Origin of the sequence: Dietzia sp. Alg238-R159 (assembly GCF_900537145.1) — a bacterium.
In the GTDB taxonomy this organism is placed as follows: Bacteria; Actinomycetota; Actinomycetes; order Mycobacteriales; family Mycobacteriaceae; genus Dietzia; species Dietzia kunjamensis.
The window spans coordinates 185236-204069 of record NZ_UNRI01000001.1 but is presented as its reverse complement, the minus strand read 5'-3'; the positions used below and the strand labels follow the sequence as shown (position 1 = coordinate 204069).

Genomic DNA, 18834 nt, shown 5'->3' with positions numbered 1-18834 from the left:
TTCCGATCCGTCTTACGTTGGTCGACGTCGTCGACCACGGAAATGCCGGGTGCACTGACGACAAGCTTGGTCGATCCTACAGCGTGCCCCAGAGCGCATCCGAACTCCGAATCATCCGGCTCGTCAGGCGTGTCGCAGGCCGAGCCCTCGGGAGGCGTGGACGGGTCACCCGTGGGCGATCTCCGGGGCGGCGTCGACGAGCTCACGCACGTGCCCGATCGTCCACTCCGGGACCGTCGTCCCCTCGATCACGTCCGGGTTGGTCGCGTACATGGCGTGGATCGCGTTGTTGGCGACGAACTCCTGGAACCGGGCGGCGCCGTCCACGACGTTGAGCGGGGCGTTGCAGATCAGGTCTCGGGAGTCGCAGATCTGGGCGGTCCTGTCGCCGAGTTCGCCGAAGCCACCCGGGCGGGGCCCGGTCATGGTGGCGCCGGCGATGAGCTGGGTGAGCCCGGTGGCCGGCTGTAGGGAAATCTCCATCCCCTGCCCGTTTCCGGGCGACAACCCCGGCGACTGACCCTGGCCCGGCACGCGGCGGCCGTCGGCGATGAGGACCGATCCCCGGACCAGGTCGGCGGGCACCGGCCCGTTGCCGGTACCGATCTCGCTGGTGAGGTCACCCGCGATCACCGCACCCTGGGAGAAGCCCAGGAGCACGAACGACGTGTACGGGCACCGCTCGTGCGTGGCGGCGAGCTCGGCGCGGGCCCTCTCGGTGCCCTCCGCCCGGCTCTGGTCGTAGGGGATCTCGTTGGGCGCCTGCGGGTTCCTGAACTGGGCCACGTAGGGGACGGTGAACACCTCGAGCCGGTCGTCCGGGTACTGCTCGCTCAGCGGGTCGGTAATCGTCCTCAGCAGGGCGTTGGGCAGGAAACCCGGGTTGTACGGGTCGTCGGTGGGGCTGCTCTCCCAGGTCCCCGGCACGGCGACCATCTCCACGTCCGGACAGTCCGCGGGCTGGGTCAGCTCCGGCTCCCCCGGGCCGGGCAGGGGCCCGTCGGGACCCGTGGGCAGCCCACGATTCCCGATCCACCATCCGATGCCCAGCACCAGCAGGACCACCAGCACGAGTGCCCCCAACGAGCACCCGAGACGACGGCCTCTCCCACGACGCATTCCGCGAGCCACGATACGAACTCCTTCCCGGCCTCCCCGCTCGACTGGGGCGGGTGGCCGACGACCGGTCAACGCCCCGGTGGCGCTGCGGGTTCCGGGAGCACCGGGAGGGTGTCCCGTCTCACCCCGGGGCGACACGTGCCGGGTCCTGCCGGACCGGGCGCCGCGGCGCTGTGTGCATTCGTCGGACTACGGACAGAGCTGGCCCGCCGAGGCGTCCACCACGACGCGGGAGAGCTCGTCGACCTCGCGATCCGAGTACCCGCCCGCCGAGATCTGACCGGCGACCGCGTCGGCGATCGTCGTCGTCTCGTCGGCGGCGCCCCCGGTCGTCCGGATGCGGCAGATGGTGTTGCCGGCGGCGACGAGCGAATCGGAGAGGTCCGCGGTGTCGATGCCCTCGCTCTCCAACGCCGCGAGATACCCGCGCTCCCGCGCGCCGACGGCCGGGGCGGTGTACCCGGAGGCGTCCGGATCGACGGGTGCGGGCGCCTCCGTGTAGCGGCCGGAATCCTCCGTCGCGGGAACGCGCGACACCCCGGGTGATCCGCTGCCGCCCGGGGGCGGGGCCAGCGTCTCGGAGTCGGGCACGCCGGAGACCGTCGAGTCCCCTCCGCCGCAGGCGGTGAGCATCCCACCGCCGACGAGCAGCGCGGCGGTCAGCGTCGCCAACCGGGTTCTCACGACGAGATCTCCGCCCGGCCACCGCTCACGGTGATGCGGCCGCCCTCGAACTCCATCTCCTGACCGTCCCGCGTGGTGCGCAGCGGGCCGGTCGGGTAGCCGAGCCGTCCGCGTTCGTAGTCGACCGTGCCCCAGGCGTCGAACACCGGCCCACGGGGGATCACGTGGGCCCCGGTCCGCGGGGACCAGTAGATGTACCCGCCCTGGAACCGGCTGAACGCGCCGTCCCGGGTGCTCAGGGCGATCTCGTCGGTGGTCGGGTAACCCAGCTCGGAGTTCTCGGCGCCGGCCTCGCGATAGGTCTCGAGGATCTTGCCCTCGACGACCTTCGGGCCCGTCTCCTCGGACCAGTAGACGGTCCCGCCCTGGAAGCCCTGGACGACACCCGGCTTGTTGGGGTTGGTGATCTCGTCTGTGGTCGGGTAGCCGAGCTCGCCGCGCTCGGCGCCGCGCTCCTGCCACATCGCCCGGATGCCACCGCGGACGGCGTGCGACCCGGTGGTGGGCGACCAGTAGATGACGCCGTTCTGGAAGGTGGAGAACCGGCCGCGGCCGTCCGGGGTGGTGGTCTCGCCCGAGGTCGGCAGCCCGAGCACCCCGTCGGGGCCGCCCTCGGCCTGGTAGGCCGCGCCGATCGCGCCGAGGACCGAGTGGGCCCCGGTCCCCTGCGACCAGAAGGCGCGGCCGAAGCGGAAGTCGGTGGCCTTGCCGCCGCGGACGTCGTACTCGCCGGTCAGACACGGCCCCAGGCCGGGCTGCCGCTCGGCGAGGCGTGCGATGTCGCCACTCGCCGCGCACGGCTTCTCGACGTTCTCGATCCCCACCGCCGTCGCGAACTGCGGCCATGCCTGGGTCATCTCGAACTGCCAGTACGGCCAAGTGTGCGTGCCGGACGGGCGGAAATTGGCGGTGACCTCGACCCCGGCGGCGCGGGCCCGGTTGACGAAGGTCTGCGTGGTCATCCGCGAGAGCAGCTCGAGGCCGTAGCCGGGGAAGTTGGTCGGGATGTCCGGCAGGCCGGACGGCTGGTCCCAGGGCCCGGTGTTGCCGCTGCCGGCGGAGACGTAGACGCTCTGCCCGCGCATCTTCTCGGTGTGGAGCTTCGGGTCCTGTTCCTGCCAGCGCCGGGACCCGAGCGGGCCCCACATGCTCTCGGCCGGGTAGCCGCCGGCGTCCTGCATGGCCACCTTGACCGCCTCGGGCATCCCGAAGCTGGTGGTGTCGAGGAAGCCCGAGTAGCTGGCGGCGAAGTCGAAGTGATCCGGGTAACGCTGGGCCAGCATCATCGCGGCCGTTCCGCCCATGGACAGTCCGGCGACGCCGTGCTTGTCACCCACCCGCCAGTCGCGGGCCAGTAGCGGCGGCAGTTCCTGCATGAGGAACGTCTCCCACTGGTACGCCGAGCCCTTGGCGTCGGAGACCCAGTCCGTGTAGAAGCTCGACTCTCCACCGATCGGCAGGACGATGACGGCGTTCTTGGCGTCGAAGAACTGCGAGATCTTGGTCTCGAGCGTCCAGCCGCTGGCGTCGTCGCGGGCCCGCAGCCCGTCGAGCAGGAGCAGGGACGGGTAGGTGCGCTCGGGGTCGGCGTTCCACTGGGCCGGGAGCATGAGCTGCACCTGGATCGCCTGCTCCATGGCTGGTGACCGGACCCAGAGTGCCACCCGGTTGGCGGACTTCCACTCGACCTTGTCGAGCCGGACACCGGACGGCGGCGTCGACGGCACGCGCAGGGTCGGCGCCTCGGGCGCAGTGGCGGGACTCTCCGCGGGGGTCGACCGCGCCGGGCTCTCCGCCGGGCTCGTCTGCCCCGGGGTCGGCCGGGACGGCGTCTCCTGTGCCGCCGCGACGGGCGGGAGGACGAGACCGGAACCCACCACGGACGCCACGAGGGGAGCCGCGAGGAGGGACGCCCACCGGTGCCGGGGGCTCGCGTCTGAGCTGGGGGTCGCCATGTGTTGTTCTCTTCCTTGCCGCGTCGTCTCGCCGAATAGTTAGTGGGCGCGCGTCAGAACGACCCGCGCCACATGTATCCGGAGCCCGGGTCCGTGGTGCGCCCGCGGGTTCCCCTCCCGCGGCCGAACCCGGTGGTCAGATGCGACCGGGGCCCCGCACGAGAATCTACGCGCGGGGCCCCGGTGTGACGGGTGAGGACTCGCTGACGGGAGTCCGATTCGTCGGCTAACTCTGCGCGATCACCACGCGTGGGCGTCCATCACGTCGAGGATCTGCGCCGAGCGGGCCGCGATGAGGTCGTCGTTCCAGTAACCCCAGCCGTGGATGCCGGTGGTGCGGTACTCGAACGTGGCCTTGTTCGGCGCGGCGTTCATGGTGTTCTGGAACGCCAGCGTCGAGCCGCGGGACAGGCCCTCGAGGATGATGCCGTTGAACGTGTTGAACACGGACTGCAGGCTGGAGGGCTGGTCGTACCGGCCCGGGATGGCGGACCCGGCGGTCACGTACATCGGGATGTCGCGCAGCTTGGCGGCGTTGAGCAGCGGGTCGTGCTCGCCCCACTTCGGCGAGCCCGGCAGACCCCACATGGCGAACGGGTCGCACTTGCACTGGTCGAACATCGCCAGCGGGATCATGGTGTACATGCCCGGGGCCGTGGGGTTCATGTAGCCGGAGAACACCGAGACCTGCTTGAACTGGTCGGGATGCTTGGCGGCGAGCGTCGCGGCCGCGGAGCCGCCCATCGACAGGCCGGCGACGGCGTTGTTGTTCGGGGCCACGCCGAAGTGGGCCTGCAGGTAGCCGGGGAGCTCCTCGGTCAGGAACGTCTCGTACTTGTACTCGAGCAGGTTGCCGCCCAGGTTGATGGGCCGCTCCCAGTCGGAGTAGAAGGACACCTGGCCGCCGACGGGCATGACCAGGGTGATGTTGTCCTGCAGGAAGATGCGCTGGGCCTGGGCGTCGTGGGTCCACGCGTTCCAGTCGTCACGGGCGCGCAGCCCGTCGAGCAGGTACAGACCGGCGTTGCCGCCGAAGCGGGCCGGCTGGACCTGGACCTTGATGTCCCGCTTCATGGCCGGCGAGTAGACGTTGCACAGCTGGACCCAGGAGGCGACCGGGTCCCACTGGCAGCCGGGACGCAGCCAGTTACGGAAGCCCACCGGGTTCTCGTCACCACCGGCCGGCCGGAACGCGGGGGCGGCGGGCGGCGCGGCAGCCGAGCCCGCGGACCCGAGGCTGGCCGACGAGCCCTGCTCGGTCGCCTGGGCACCGGCCAGGGCCGGGGCGCCGACGACGAGCCCTGCGGCCGTCGCCAGTGCGGTGAGCCCGGCGGCGAACCTGCGCCGGAGGGTGGAGTGGGACATTCGTGTGTTCCTTTGTTCGTTCCTGGTGCCCGGGAGGGCATCGGTGACGTTCATCGGACCGGCCCCACCAGGGGGAGGACCGGAACTGCGACATCGAGTTCATCGATACTGTCGCGCACTTTGGGGCAGGTGTTACAGGTCGGGGACCATTTCGACCCCCGACTGTTACCGTTTCGAGACAACAGCGTGCGCAACACTACCGAGTGCCCTGATACTTCTCCACTTCCTCCGGCATCGGCAGCCCGCACCTCTGGACCTCGTACGCAGGGATTCTGTTGATCCTGTACTCGGCGTATGAGAATGCATTCACCACGTTGGACCAGCGCCTCTCGAGGGTCAACGGGGCCGTGTAGGACTCGATGAGTGCCTGCGTGGCGGGACACTGGAGCGCGACCTCGGCCTGGTTCACCCAGTTGACGTCGATCCACCGCGGGAAGTTGACCGGGTCCTCCACGACTCCGGTGCGCGCGAGCACCCAGTCGTACGGCAGGAACTTGTCATGCCCGATCCGGCCGTCCTCCATACGGTCCGTGTGCGCGGCCAGCGGCGAGGCGAGCCCGACGGTGTCGTAGACGTCCACGTCGAGCGGCAGGTTCATGCTGGTCATGCCGAGGTTGAGGAACACCACCGTCTTGAGGGGCTCCTCCGGCAGCTCGAACGGTGCCAACCCGGGCATCGGTCGGTCGTAGGACACCACGTCCCACCGGTCCTGGAACCCCGGCACCGGGAGGAATACCGCGCCGGTCCGGTTCCGGGTGACGTCGTTCACCAGGGCCCGCATCCGGGGGAAGTCCAGATAGTCCTCGGCGAGCAACGGGTGCCTGTGCCCGGTCCGCTGGATGTAGAACTGGCGCTCGTCGACGATCCCCGCCGACGTGATCGACTCCGGTTCCTCCCGGAACGGGTTCTCGGTGACCTGGACGGTCACCGCCCAGCCGACGACGACGAGCCACGCGGCCGCGATCGCCGGGACCGCCACCCGGCGCACCGAGGCCTCCGCGGACCCGCTGGCGGGACCGACGGGGAGGGGCACCACCGAGACCGGCAGGAGCAGGAGGAACAGAGACGGCAGCAGCACGCGGCCGTGCATGAAGTCGCCGCCGACGCGGATGACGTAGAGCAGCATCACCAGTGCCACCACGAGGAACACGATCGTGACGACCGGGGTGGAGCGGGCCCGGCGGCGCAGCCGCGGCAGGCGACCGCCCTCGTCGTCGTCGTGGTCGTCGGCGTCGTGGTCGTCGGCGCCCCCGCCATCGCCGCCACCATCGGCGGCGCCACCATCGGCGCCCCGCGGATCCGCTATCGTCCCTCCGGATCTGCTACTCCAATCCGGGTAGCGGATCCGGAGCGGGAATAGCGGATTTCCGGGGCGGGGGGCGAGGCGGGCCCGGAGGGCGACCATTCCCGCGACGAGCACGGCGGCCAGCGGCACCAGCAGGACGTACGGCGACAGCAGGTTCCACAGGTACTCGGCGCCCTTGTCCCACTTCGACCCGCCGGCGTCCTTGGCCACGGCCGTGAGCGGGTACGGCAGCGCGTAGAACGACATCCGCCAGACCTGGTAGACCACCGGGACCGTGCCGGCGAGCACCACCAGCCACCCGAGGTGACGCCACGACTGGTGGGCGACGGCCATCAGCGCCAGGAACGCCGCTGCGGCCAGTGCCATCTCGGGGCGCACCAGGGGGCCGAGCCCGGCGAGGAAGGCGATCGCGGCCGTGCCCGGGGTGGGTAGGCAGCCCAACCGGCCCTCACGATGGGGCGCCCGGGCCCACAGTTGCAACCCCAGCCACATGGCGCCGATCCAGCAGATGACCAGGCCCGTCTCGAGACCCGAGGTGGCGAAGTCGCGGGCCGGGGGCAGCATCACGTAGACCAGCACGCCGAACGGCAGCAGCACCATCGGCCCACCGGCCGGTGCGCGGCGGGTGCCGCGGTACATCACGCGGGTGCCCAGCATCGCGAACACCACCGCGAGCATGCTCAGCGTGAGCGCCACACCCAGGACGACCAGTTCGAGCCGGTACCCGACGATCTCGTGGACGCCGTAGATGAGGTACGTCCACAGCGTGGAGGTGTTGGACTCGACCCGCTCCCCCGCGTTGAACACCGGGCCGTTGCCGGCGATGAGGTTGCGGACGGTGCGCAGGACGATGAGGCCGTCGTCGGCGATCCACCGGCGCTGCCAGGCGCCGGCGAAGAAGACCGCCACCACCACCACGACCCCGGTCCAGAAGACCGCCCCGGTGCGCCCGAACCGGCGCGCCGCCGCCACCTGCGACATCGTCCGTCCGCCGGACTCAGGCGATCGACGGGACGATATAGACGCCGATCACGACGGTGAGGACCCACAGCGCCGCGAGGACCTGCAGGACGCGGTCGCCGAGGGCGATGTCCTCGGGCTCGCCTGCCTGCGCGGCGTCGACGTCGACCGCGTAGCGCAGGACGGCAATGGTGAACGGCACGATCGAGATCTGCAGCCAGATCGCCGCCCCGTTCGGCTGCGTCGGGTCGGAGCCGCGGTCGTACGCCCACAGGGCGTAGCAGAGCACGAGCACCGTCGCCGAGAGCGTCCAGACGAACCGCAGGTAGGTGGGGGTGTAACTCTCCAACGCCTTGCGGATCTTGGCGCCGGTCTTCAGGTGCAGGCTCAGCTCGGCGTAGCGCTTGCCGGCGGCCATGAACAGCGAACCGAACGCCATGACCAGCAGGAACCACTGCGAGATGTCGACCTCGGCGGCCGCGCCACCGGCGACCGCGCGCAGCAGGAAGCCGGAGGAGACGAACGCGATGTCGAGCACCGGCTGGTGCTTGAGCCCGAAGCAGTACATGAGCTGCAGGACGATGTACACGGCCACGACGATCGCCAGGGCCGGGTGCGCCAGCAGCACCGAGATCGCGATCGACGCGATGATGAGTACCACCGCCATGCCGTACGCCAACCCCACGGGCAGGACGCCCGCCGCGATGGGGCGGAACCGCTTGGTCGGGTGGGCGCGGTCGGCCTCGACGTCCAACGCGTCGTTGATGAGGTACACGCTCGAGGCGGCCATGCAGAACGCCACGAACGCGATGAACACCGAGAACAGGACGCTGCCGTCGGTGAGGGTCTGGGACCCGGCCGCCGCGGGCGCGGCGATGACGAGGACGTTCTTGACCCACTGACGCGGCCGGAGCGCCTTGACCATGCCGTCGAGGAGGTTCTTGGGCGGCGCGCCCTTGGCATCCTCCTCCGCCTCGGCGATGTCGTCGATCTCGTTGGCGGTGTGCGGTTCGGCGCCGAGGAGGTGGTGGTCTGCCCCGCCCCGGGTCACCGGCGCTCCGGACTGATCGGTCATCGCTTCTCCTCGCGGTTCTGGGTGACGCCTGGGCCCGCCGCGCCGTCGCGCAGTGTCTCGGGCAGCACGCTCTGGACGGCGGCCGAGGGCCACACGGCGCGGGTGAGCGCAGCGCAGCCCGCGCCGACCGCGGCTCCGGCGAACACATCCGAAGGGTAGTGGACTCCCAGCACCAACCTCGACGCCAGCATGACCGGCACGAGCGCCGGCGCCACCGGGACCCCGACCACCGACCCCGCGAGCAGCGCGAACGCGGTGGTCGACGTGGCGTGGGACGACGGGAAACTGAGCTTGGAGGGGGTACCGACGCCGACGGTCACCGCGGGGTGGTCCGGGCGCCGCCGACGGATGACGCGCTTGACGACGACGGAGGTGGCATGGGCGCCGACGCTGCCGAGGCCGACCATCGCCCACCGACCGCGGCGGGCCGGATCGACGGCCATTCCCGTTGCCGCGACCGCCATCCAACCCAGCGCGTGCTCGCCGACATGCGATAGCGTCACGGCCGCCTCCCGGGAACCGGGCACGGCCAACAGCTGACGCTGGATCGCCGCCAGCAACCGGACCTCGCCGGTCGGTACGGGGATCTCCACGGCGGGATCGGACACCACCGGATCAGGATTCGAAGACACGGCCCCAGGCCTCCTTGGTCACGAGATCGGCGTGGGAGTCGCGGTAGCGGCGGCGCATCTCCGGGAACCGGCGGAACAGCTCACGGTGCACGGCGGCCGACTCCTTGAACAGGGCGGCGGCGAGGTCGCGGTCGCGCTTGCGGTAGACGACCCCGCGACCGTCGGCGGTGGTGACGGTCGCGCCGTCGACCCTGCTGAGCGAGTACCAGCGGGCCTCGATCGGCGGGAAGTTCGCCTGCGGCACCTCGTGGTGCGTCTTGTCGTCCCTGCTCAGGGTGTGGGCAAGGCCCCGCGCCAGCGCCACCGCCTTGCGGACCGGGCCCCTCGGCTCGGAGTGGATGCCCGCCGGGCCACCCGACGGTGCGGGCAGGTCGACGGCCGACGGGATGACCACCGCGTCGGGGAACTCCGCCCGCATCGCGCGCACCTTGGGCAGCGCGGTGGGCAGCAGTTCGTACAGGGCCTCCGGCCCCCTCAGGAAGTCCCGGATGGCCTCGATCTGGATGGCGACCGTCGAGTACTCGAGGCACACCAGGTGCTTGACCAGCGCCTTGAGGCTGGACTGCATGATGCCCCTGTGGTCGCCGTCGTGGTACATCGACGCCACCACCAGGCGGTTGCGCAGGTGGAAGTAGGCCTGCCAGTCGATCGCGTCGTCCTTGTCCGACCACGCCATGTGCCAGATCGCCACGCCCGGCATGGTGACGGTGGGATGGCCGGCCTGCCGCGCGCGCAGCCCGTATTCGGCGTCGTCCCACTTGATGAACAGCGGGAGCGGCTGCCCGATCTTCTCGGCGACCACGCGCGGGATGAGGCACATCCACCAGCCGTTGTAGTCCACGTCGATGCGGCGGTGCAGCGGCTTGGGGTTCTCGCGGTCCGTCAGCTGGTAGCGCGAGAAGTCGTAGTCGTAGTCCGCGTGCGGGGCGGCGGTCCACATGAAGTCGTGGGCGCCCACCACCTCGCCCATGGTGTGCAGGTGGCTGCGTTCCTGCAGGTTGAGCATCTGCCCGCCGACCAGCATCGGGACCGTGGAGAAGCGTCCGAACGCCAGGGCCCGCAGGATCGAGTCGGGCTCGATCTCGATGTCGTCGTCCATGTACAGGATGTACGGGGAATCGGTCAGCCTGCGCGCCTCGTACATGATGCGGCTGTAGCCGCCCGAGCCGCCGAGGTTGGGCTGGTCGAAGATGTGGAGTCGGTCCCCGAGGAACTCCGCCGCCTCCGCGAAGCCGGGCTCGTCGCGGACCTTGCGGTCGCCCTGGTCGGGCATGAGGACGGCGTCGATCACGGCGTCGACCTCGGGATCGGAGGTCAGTGCCCGCAGCGCGGCCACCGCGTCGCCGGGCCGGTTGAACGTGGGGATGCCGACGGTGACCCGCCGGTCGTTGGGCACCTGTACGGCCGGGTCGGGCGTGCCGTCCGGGCGGGCGTCGGGACGCGTGGGCGGTGCGTCGACCGAGGAGTACCACCCGCCGGCGAGCAACTCCACGTCCGTGTCGGAGGTGAGGTCGAACCAGATCCAGCCGCCGTCCTCGAACGGGCCCAGGTCGCAGACGAACTCGACCGTCGTCACCTGGTCGGCGCGGCCCGGTTCGCCGACGACGTCACCGGTGACCGCGATCCGCGAGCCGTCGATCTTGGAGCGGTACAGGTCCACGCGACCGGAACCGCGCACCGTCAACCGGAGGACGACCTCGCCGAGGACGGACCAGCGCCGCCAGTACGCCGCGGCGAACGCGTTGAAGTAGGTGGCGAACGAGACCTCGGAGTCGGCCCCGATCCGCAGGGAGGTCCGGGCGGAGGAGTGCGCGCGCCGGACGTTGGTGGGCGCCTCGGCGAGGTAGAGCGAGCGCACGTCGAGCGGTTCACCGGCCCGCGGCAGGATGATGCGTTGGAGGCATTCCCGGCCACGTGGAGCGGAGAGCGCGACGACCGACCGCTCGATCTCGTCGATCAGTTCGTGGTGGCCGTGGTGTTCCATGTGTGCCAGTCCCCGTCCCGACGGCCGGGGGCCGCCCTCATCAGCCTTGCTGCGCCTCGCCCTGCCCGCACGGCGGGCAGGAAAGCCGGGTCGATCGTACCCGTCGGGGGCGTGATGCCCAGTCCAGCACGCGCCGCGGCCCACCCGGGCCGGCGGAAGAAGTAGGTTCGTCCCATGCACCTCACCGGATCCGCCCGCCGCCGCCCGACCGTCCGCACCGCCCTGGGGGTGCTCGCCCTCGCCACGCCCCTCGCGCTCGCCGGGTGCGGCTCCGATGACGCCCCGTCCGACGACGCGGCGACCACCGGGGCGACCGCGGCGTCCCAGTCCGAGGGCCGCGAGTCCGGCGGGTCCACCGGGGGCGCTGTCGAGTGCCCGCCCGCCGAGGGCGCAGCGGAGCGCACCACCTCGTTCGACTCGGCCCCGCCGATGTGCCTGACCGACGGCGTCGACTACTCCGCCGTCATCACCACCGACGCCGGCCCCGTCACCGTGGACCTGCTCGAGGAGAAGGCCCCGGAGACGGTGAACAACTTCGTGTTCCTGGCCCGCAACAAGTACTACGAGGGCATCACGTTCCACCGCGTCATCCCCGGCTTCATGATCCAGGGCGGCGACCCCCAGGGCACCGGCAGCGGCGGCCCGGGATACGAGTTCGCCGACGAGCTGCCCGAGTCCGGCGAGTACGAGATCGGGTCGATGGCCATGGCCAACGCCGGACCGGACACCAACGGCTCCCAGTTCTTCATCGTCACCGGCGACTCCGGCGTCTCCCTGCCGCCGGACTACAGCCTCTTCGGCACCGTCACCGACGGAATGGACGCCGTCACCGCTATCGAGGACGACGGCAGCCCGCAGGGCCGGCCGCAGACGCTGCACACGATCGAGTCCGTGGAGATCGTCGAGGGCTGAGCCCGCCCGGGCCGGACGCCCGGGCCGGGCGGCTCTAGTACCCGCTCGACCCTCCGCCGCCGGAGAACGACGCGTTCGAGTAGCCGGTGGTGGTGGAGCTGGCCGCCTGCGCCGCCTGCACGTCGTGCGCGTGCCAGCTGGAGACCACATAGAACGGAACGAAGCCGTTGTAGCCGTACCCGGCCCGCCAGTCCCGGTCGTACAGCCGGGGCGCGTGGCGGTCGCCCGCGTCGTCCGCCGTCTCGACGTCCGCCATCTCGCGCGCCCGGATCGCCTCCACGACGATCCGGTAGTCGACGACGAGCCGGGCGTAGCGGTCCATGAAGTCGGGCGCCTGCGTATCCCGGGCCAGCTCGTCGGCGCGGGTGTCCAGTGCCCGGGCCTCGGCGGCCAGTCGCTCGTCCTTCGTCCCCAGCGCCGCGGCGAGCATGTCCTCGTGCAGCTCGCCGAGCTGGCGACGCCGCACCTCGGCGTCGCCCTGCTCCATGCGGAAGAGCTGGTCGATGTTCTGCTCCGCCGTGGTCATCTGGTCGACCGTGGTGTGGGCGGTGTCGATGTCACCGGCCTTGGCGCGGAACTCGGCGTCCGTCGAGTCGGGCCGCAGGTCACCGATCCGGCCCATGACGGTGTCCAGCGCGAGGAACCGGCCGCGCACGTCCTCCCACTGGGAGCGCAGCTCGTCGTCGGCCAACGGGGAGGTGAGCGAGTTGGCGCGGATGTCCAGCCCGCTGAGCTCCCCCGCGACCCGTCCGTATTCGCGGGAGACCCGGTCGTACCGCTCCCTCGCCGTCGTCGCCTTCTTCTTGCGGCTCGCCGCGACCCCGGCGCCGACCGCGCCCGCGACGACCACCCCGGCCCCGGCGAACGCCCACGGCAGCCACGCCGGCGCGGGCTCGGGCTCCGGCGCCTGCACGGTGGGATCGGCCGCCGCCTGCGCACCCGCCAACAGCCCGACCGCGTGGTTCTCGCGCCGCATCGGGTCCTTCATCGCCTCGAGCGAACCGTCGAGGTGGCCGCCCTCGAAGAGGTCGAGCGCGGCGCACACGTCGTCCCCGCAGTAGATGCCGACGTCACGCGCCTCCGTGTCGTTGGCCACGATCAGGGTCCCCGGCGCCCACTTCTCCCTGTCCTCCGCCACGAGATCCGGTCGCTCGGCCTGGGCGAAGCGCTCGGTGGTGTCGTTGAGGTTGTCGCCGTCGTCGTCGAAGACCAGGTACTCGACGCGCGCCACCTGCGGCGGGAACGCGATGCGCCCGGTCTCGGTGCGGAGCAGGTCCTGGTCCCCGGGTGAGAGCACGCCCGCGCGGTCGGTGATGCCGACCTCGACCGTCTGCGCCGGGGCCGGCGCGGGGGCGGGGGGCCGGCGCCTGCGCGCGGGCCGGCGCGAGCGGGAACAGCAGGAGCAGCAGTCCCGCGACGCCGGCGAGCACCACGAGCAGGCGCAGGGCCGGGGCGGTCGTCGTCCGTGTCATGACCCGAGCCTAGTGCCGCAGGTGGGCGGTGGCGGCGACACCGGTCGGCGATAGTCTCGACCGGGTGTTCGTCCTGGAAACGCTCATCGCCCTCACCGTCGCCCTGACGACCGCGTTCGGCGGCCTCGTCGCGGAGGACCTCATCACCCGAGACGCCTCGTGCACGATCTCCTCCGTGCCGGACCTGTGGTCCGAGGCCTGCACGTCCCCGTCCCGGCTGGGCTGGTTCGTCGGCACCCTCGTCGTGCTCGTCGTGGCGATGGCCGTGCGGGCGTGGCTCCTCGCCCACAACGGCACCCTGTACTACCTGCGCCTGCTGCCGGCCGAGAGCGCGGACCGGATGCGCGCCGCGGTGGACGTGGCCAACGCGCGCAGCCTGGGCTTCCGTTCTGCCACCGGGTGGTTCGGCACCGCGAACGAGGTGGTGGACCTGCGCCGCGAGGTCGACCACGTCTCCGACGAACTCGAGCGGGCGATGAACGACGACGACGACGCGACCGGCTTCGTCCTGGCCCCCAACCTCGCGTTCCCGGCGGCGCTGGCGGTGGGATACGACGTCCTCCTGCGCGAGCGCACCCACCTCGCCGAACTGCCGATCGAGGCCCGCAGGCGCCGCCTGCCCGGCGGCGACACGGGCGTGCGGACGGTGTACTTCGACGACGGCGACGACATGTGGGCCGAGCGCCGGTGGCGCTCCCGCCGCAGCCAACCGGGAGCCGAACTGTCGATGATCACCCTCCCCGCCGGGTCGGCGACCGCGGCGCGGGCCGACCGGACCTCCGTGCAGAGGGTCTGGCTCTCCCTCCAGCTGGACGGGGGCGGTCCGGTGTCCGAGGTGGACGCGGGGCATCCACTGCGGGAGGCGGCGGACCTCGTCGTCGTCGTCGCCCCCACCGGCGGCGCGGGCGGCCCCACCGACGGCTCGGACGGCTCCAACGGCTCCGGCGGCGCGCGCGGCGCCGGATCGGACACCACCGCGACCCTCCGCCCCTGGACTCTCCCCGCCGGACGGTGGTACCCGGGCGCGAGCGGGCGACAGATAGACCGGCGGGCCTTCGCTCGGCTCGTCGAGGAACTGTCCGGCGCGGTCGAACAGGTCCTCGACGACTACCCGGAGGCGCAGGTCCTGCTGTCCGGTCGGATGCCGCGGAGTGTGGCGTTCGCGCTGGGCTACGTGATCTCCCAGCGCAAGGACGACCGGATCGAGGGCAAGCGCGCGGCCCTCCACCCGACCCGGGCCGACGACACCCGCGCCGAGCGCGCCCAGGCCCGGGCGGAGAACGAGGGGCTGAGCTCGCTGAGCCGCTTCTGGACCTCGGTCACCCCGGTGCTCGAACACCTCGGCGAGGCCAAGCCCACGCTCGTGCACGCGGCCCAGCGCGATGCGGTCGTGCGCGGGCTCGTCGCCCCGGCCGGCAGCACAACCGCCGAATCCGCTACCCCGACTGGGGATCCGCTATCCCGATAGGAGTAGCGGATCCCCATTCCGAGTAGCGGATCCTGGGGGTCAGGCACGCGGTACGGGCCCGGCGCCGCGGCGAGCAGGCTCAGCCCTCGAGCGGCGCCCCGTCGCGCAGGTGCGGCGCCAGGGTGTTGTCGAACATCGTCAGCGCCGAGGCGATCGCCATGTGCATATCGAGGTACTGGTAGGTGCCCAGCCGGCCGCCGAAGAGCACCTTGTTGGCGGCGGTCTCGGCCTTGGCCCGCTCGCGGTAGGCGGCCAGCCGCTCACGGTCGGTGGACTCGTTGATCGGGTAGTACGGCTCGTCGTCGCGCTCGGCGAAGCGGCTGTACTCGCGCATGATCACCGTCTTGTCGGTGGGGTAGTTCTTGCGCTCCGGGTGGAAGTGGCGGAACTCGTGGATGCGGGTGTAGTCGTATTCCGCGTCGTTGTAGTTCATCACCGGGGTGCCCTGGAAGTCGCCGGTGGGCAGCACCTCGGTCTCGAAGTCCAGGGTGCGCCAGCCCAGCTCGCCGTCGGCGTAGTCGAAGTACCGGTCCAGCGGGCCGGTGTAGACCACCGGCGCGTCGGGGCTCGCGGCACGGACGGCCTCGCGGACGTCGAACCAGTCGGTGTCGAGCACCACGTCGATCTTGTCGTCCGCCGCCATGTTCTCCAGCCACGCGGTGTAGCCGTCGACGGGCAGGCCCTCGTGGGTGTCGTTGAAGTAGCGGTTGTCGAACGTGTACCGCACGGGCAGGCGGGTGATGTTGCCGGCGGGCAGGTTCTTGGGGTCGGTCTGCCACTGCTTGGCCGTGTAATCCTTGATGAACGCCTCGTACAGCGGGCGGCCGATCAGGGAGATGGCCTTCTCCTCGAAGTTCGCCGCGTCCTCGGCGGAGAACTCGGCGGCCTGCTCGGCGATGAGCGCGCGAGCCTCGTCGGGCGAGTAGTAGCGGCCGAAGAACTGGTTGATGAGACCCAGCCCCATGGGGAACTGGTACGCCGTGCCCTTGTGCATGGCGAACACGCGGTGCTGGTAGCCGGTGAAGTCGGTGAAGCGGTTGACGTACTCCCACACCCGCTCGTTGGAGGTGTGGAACAGGTGCGCGCCGTACTTGTGGATCTCGATGCCGGTCTCCGGCTCGGGCTCGGAGTAGGCGTTACCGCCGATGTGGTGGCGCCGATCGAGCACCAAGACGCGCTTGCCGAGTTCGGTCGCCGCCCGCTCGGCGACGGTCAGGCCGTAGAAGCCCGACCCCACCACGATGAGGTCGTAGGTGTCCCACTGCCGTTCGCCTGCCATAACCGTCGGGCCTTTCCGTAGTACGTCGCCGCGGTGTCAGCCGGGTAGTGCGTCCGCCGGCCGCTCGCCTGACCGCGCGCCGGTCGGCGCGGGTGCGGGTCCCAGGGTATCCGGCGGGTCGGGGGTGGGTTCAGGGCACGCCGACGACGACGAGGTGGACGATTTCTCGAGACGACCGCGGTGACCCACGGTGCAGGTGGGGCGTCGGTGCCGTCGTACGCCGGTTCGAAACTACATCCCTGTAGTCCCAATATTCACGTCTTTATCACTTGGTTTCACGAGTTTCTTGGATAACATTGACCCCGTTCGTCACATTCGTCCCAGTGGTCGCGCTCCGGTGCGGCCTCCGGGCAGTTGTGCCCCGCAGGTGAGCAGCTTCGGGACACAGACATCTGATCTGGAGAAGCCCTTGAGAACACGACGCCGCCCCCTGTACGTCAGTGGTCGACGCCGGACCCTCGCCCTGGCGGTGGCGGTCGCGGCGTCCGTCGTCACGCCCCTCGCCGTCTACGGGGCGGACCAGGTCGTCCAGTCCGGCGACGACATCGCCACCACCGCGGGCAGCGCCCTGCCCACCGCCGAGACCGAGGTCCCGCTGGCCGAGGCACCTCCGGCCGTCGGCGTGGAGACCGACATCGCCTCCGGAGGCACCACGGTCCGCCAGGTCACCTCCGACACACCGTTCTCGATGGCTGGCGTCACCTGGAAGGGTCACAACCCGGCCGCCGTCGCCACCCTGCGCGCCCAGAACCCCGACGGCACGTGGGGCCCCTGGTACGAGGCCGAGTCCACCGACGGCAAGGGCGAGAGCGTCACCGGCACCGGCGGCACCGAGCCCGTCTACCTGGGGACCGACACCACCGCCGTCCAGATCACACTCTCCGGGATCGACCTCGCCGACACCTCGCTGGCCGACGCGCCCGAGGTCACCGTCCCCGACGACGAGGCCGCCCCGGCTCCCGCGGAGCCCGCCGAGGACGTCGCGCCCGCCGCTGATCCCGGCGCCGCTGACGCGGACGTTGCGGCCACCCGCGCGGCCGGACCCGCCGCCCCCCGGACCTCTGCTCCCGCCGCGCCCGCCGGCCCGACGTCCGAGCCGGCCCGGCCGGCCGCCGACGGTACCCCGCCGGTTCCGACCCGGTACGCGGACATCAAGCCCGTCGCCGAGACCTCGGGCCTCGACGCCGGCTCGGGCAGCGCCGACTCGATCGAACCCGCCTCGGTCAAGGCCGTCCTACTCTCCCCCGACGACACCCCGACGCCCGATCCCGAGGCGTTCGCCGACATCACCGCCTCCGGCGGCAGCGGCACGCACGGGGACATCGCGGCCAGGCAGCCGTCGATCATCTCCCGCTCCGGCTGGGGCGCCGACGAGTCGATCCGCTGCCGCAGCGCGAGCTACGACCCCACCCTCGCCGCGGCGGTCGTGCACCACACGGCGGGCAGCAACAACTACTCCCGCGAGGGGTCGGCCAGCGTCATGCGCGGCATCTACACGTACCACGCACGCACGCTCGGCTGGTGCGACGTCGGATACAACGTGCTGGTCGACAAGTACGGCCAGGCCTTCGAGGGCCGCCACGGAGGACTCAGCCGCAACGTCCAGGGCGCCCACGCCGGCGGCTTCAACGGCAACACCTGGGGCATCTCGATGATGGGCGACTACTCGACCGTCTCCCCGTCCGACGCCACGATCCGCAAGGTCGGCGAGATCATCGGCTGGCGCCTGTCGGTCGCGGGCGTCGACCCCAAGGGCTCCGACACCCACTACTCCGAGGGCACCTCGTACACCAAGTACTCGTACGGCACCGCCGTGCGCCTGCCGAACATCTTCGCCCACCGCGACGTCGGCCTCACCACCTGCCCGGGCAACTCCGGGTACGCCAAGATGGGCCAGATCCGCGACATCGCGGCCTCCTACGCCAAGAGCGGCGGGGGCGGCGCCCCGGCCCCGACCCAGCCGAGCCCCAGCCCGGGCACGGGCGGTGGCACCGGTGGCGGCGGTGGCACGGGAGGTGGCACCGGTAGTGCGGATCTCCCGTCGGTCATCACCCAGGGAAGCGTCCAGGAGGCCGTGAACTCCGCATTGCGGACAGTCCTCACCGGGGGCAAGCTCGATCCCGCGACCCTGACCCGGATCCTCACCGGCGGCAAGTCGCTGTCGGACATCCCGCTCGACGCGGGGTCGGTGCAGGACGCCATCGGCCTCGACGCGGGCTCGGCGCAGAACCTACTCAGCCGCGACTTCTCCGGCCTCGCCCAGAAGCTGTCCGGCCCGCTCGGCAAGGCACTGTCCGGAGTCCAGCGCTTCGGCGACGTCTCCCTGGTCAAGCACGAGAACGGCGCGCTGTACTCCTCCCCCGAGACGGGCACGCACCCCGTGTGGGGCGTGATCGGTGACGCGTGGGCCGCCCAGGGCTTCGAGCACGGTCCGCTCGGACTGCCGGTCTCCGCGGAGGCCGAGCGCGCCGACGGAACGGTCGCCCAGCGGTTCGTCGGCGGCACGCTGGTCTACGACCCGGCGACGCGGGAGCTCACGGTCGAACCGAACCCCTGATCCTCGGCCGGCGCCGCCCGATCACCGGGCGCGCGCCGGCCGACCACATCGTGCGGACCGGGTCCC

Annotated in this window: 13 protein-coding genes; 3 read left to right on the top strand and 10 right to left on the bottom strand. The window is 71.3% G+C overall.

Going from position 1 to position 18834, the window contains the following annotated elements:
* Window positions 1-165: 165 nt before the first annotated feature.
* The 8 genes from G6R20_RS00920 to G6R20_RS00885 form a co-directional block, all read right to left on the bottom strand.
* Window positions 166-1119 carry a cutinase family protein gene (locus G6R20_RS00920; RefSeq protein WP_067714811.1) on the bottom strand — a complete coding sequence of 318 codons (954 nt, stop codon included), beginning with the start codon at window positions 1117-1119 and terminating at the stop codon, window positions 166-168.
* A 189-nt stretch (window positions 1120-1308) separates the two neighbouring features.
* Complete coding sequence (locus G6R20_RS00915) at window positions 1309-1803, bottom strand: DUF732 domain-containing protein (RefSeq protein ID WP_067714813.1); 495 nt, start codon at window positions 1801-1803, stop codon at window positions 1309-1311.
* Window positions 1800-3758, bottom strand: a complete 1959-nt coding sequence (locus G6R20_RS00910; protein ID WP_163375319.1) for an alpha/beta hydrolase-fold protein — start codon at window positions 3756-3758, stop codon at window positions 1800-1802. The genes G6R20_RS00915 and G6R20_RS00910 overlap by 4 nt, the downstream gene beginning before the upstream one ends.
* A 240-nt stretch (window positions 3759-3998) precedes the next feature.
* Window positions 3999-5123, bottom strand: coding sequence for an alpha/beta hydrolase family protein (locus tag G6R20_RS00905; protein WP_096906241.1), 1125 nt, complete (start codon window positions 5121-5123; stop codon window positions 3999-4001).
* Window positions 5124-5319: 196 nt separating this feature from the next.
* On the bottom strand, window positions 5320-7410 hold the full coding sequence (locus G6R20_RS00900; protein WP_163375317.1) for an arabinosyltransferase: 2091 nt from the start codon (window positions 7408-7410) through the stop codon (window positions 5320-5322).
* Window positions 7411-7426: 16 nt separating this feature from the next.
* On the bottom strand, window positions 7427-8464 hold the full coding sequence (locus tag G6R20_RS00895) for a decaprenyl-phosphate phosphoribosyltransferase (RefSeq protein WP_096906243.1): 1038 nt from the start codon (window positions 8462-8464) through the stop codon (window positions 7427-7429).
* Entirely contained in the window at window positions 8461-9096 is a 636-nt protein-coding gene (locus G6R20_RS00890; protein ID WP_069388758.1) for a phosphatase PAP2 family protein, read from the bottom strand. Before G6R20_RS00890 ends, G6R20_RS00895 begins: the two co-directional genes overlap by 4 nt.
* Window positions 9080-11080: a glycosyltransferase gene (locus G6R20_RS00885; protein WP_240341217.1), complete on the bottom strand. Its 2001-nt coding sequence runs from the start codon at window positions 11078-11080 to the stop codon at window positions 9080-9082. Before G6R20_RS00885 ends, G6R20_RS00890 begins: the two co-directional genes overlap by 17 nt.
* 174 nt (window positions 11081-11254) lie before the next feature.
* Here G6R20_RS00885 and G6R20_RS00880 point away from each other — a divergent pair, with 174 nt between their 5' ends.
* A complete protein-coding gene (locus G6R20_RS00880) occupies window positions 11255-11992 on the top strand; it encodes a peptidylprolyl isomerase (RefSeq protein WP_096906244.1) in 738 nt (245 codons plus the stop codon).
* A gap of 34 nt (window positions 11993-12026) precedes the next feature.
* Here the strand turns inward: G6R20_RS00880 and G6R20_RS00875 are convergent, their stop codons facing one another.
* Window positions 12027-13289, bottom strand: a complete 1263-nt coding sequence (locus G6R20_RS00875; RefSeq protein ID WP_240341216.1) for a DUF5129 domain-containing protein — start codon at window positions 13287-13289, stop codon at window positions 12027-12029.
* A 239-nt stretch (window positions 13290-13528) separates the two neighbouring features.
* On the opposite strand from G6R20_RS00875, the gene G6R20_RS00870 reads away from it, so the two are divergent.
* The gene (locus G6R20_RS00870; RefSeq protein WP_096907384.1) at window positions 13529-14932 is read left to right on the top strand and encodes a hypothetical protein; all 1404 of its coding nucleotides are present in this window, start codon (window positions 13529-13531) and stop codon (window positions 14930-14932) included.
* Between the two features lie 79 nt (window positions 14933-15011).
* Here the strand turns inward: G6R20_RS00870 and glf are convergent, their stop codons facing one another.
* Window positions 15012-16211, bottom strand: a complete 1200-nt coding sequence (glf, locus tag G6R20_RS00865) for a UDP-galactopyranose mutase (protein WP_069389387.1) — start codon at window positions 16209-16211, stop codon at window positions 15012-15014.
* 409 nt (window positions 16212-16620) lie between these two features.
* On the opposite strand from glf, the gene G6R20_RS00860 reads away from it, so the two are divergent.
* Entirely contained in the window at window positions 16621-18768 is a 2148-nt protein-coding gene (locus G6R20_RS00860) for an N-acetylmuramoyl-L-alanine amidase (protein WP_240341215.1), read from the top strand.
* The last annotated feature ends 66 nt before the right edge of the window (window positions 18769-18834 follow it).

Coding starts and splice junctions, on each gene's coding strand:
- G6R20_RS00910 (WP_163375319.1), bottom strand. CDS start 3,758: ATGGCGACCCCCAGCTCAGACGCGAGCCCCCGGCACCGGTGGGCGTCC.
- glf (WP_069389387.1), bottom strand. CDS start 16,211: ATGGCAGGCGAACGGCAGTGGGACACCTACGACCTCATCGTGGTGGGG.
- G6R20_RS00920 (WP_067714811.1), bottom strand. CDS start 1,119: ATGCGTCGTGGGAGAGGCCGTCGTCTCGGGTGCTCGTTGGGGGCACTC.
- G6R20_RS00880 (WP_096906244.1), top strand. CDS start 11,255: ATGCACCTCACCGGATCCGCCCGCCGCCGCCCGACCGTCCGCACCGCC.
- G6R20_RS00900 (WP_163375317.1), bottom strand. CDS start 7,410: ATGTCGCAGGTGGCGGCGGCGCGCCGGTTCGGGCGCACCGGGGCGGTC.
- G6R20_RS00895 (WP_096906243.1), bottom strand. CDS start 8,464: ATGACCGATCAGTCCGGAGCGCCGGTGACCCGGGGCGGGGCAGACCAC.
- G6R20_RS00885 (WP_240341217.1), bottom strand. CDS start 11,080: ATGGAACACCACGGCCACCACGAACTGATCGACGAGATCGAGCGGTCG.
- G6R20_RS00905 (WP_096906241.1), bottom strand. CDS start 5,123: ATGTCCCACTCCACCCTCCGGCGCAGGTTCGCCGCCGGGCTCACCGCA.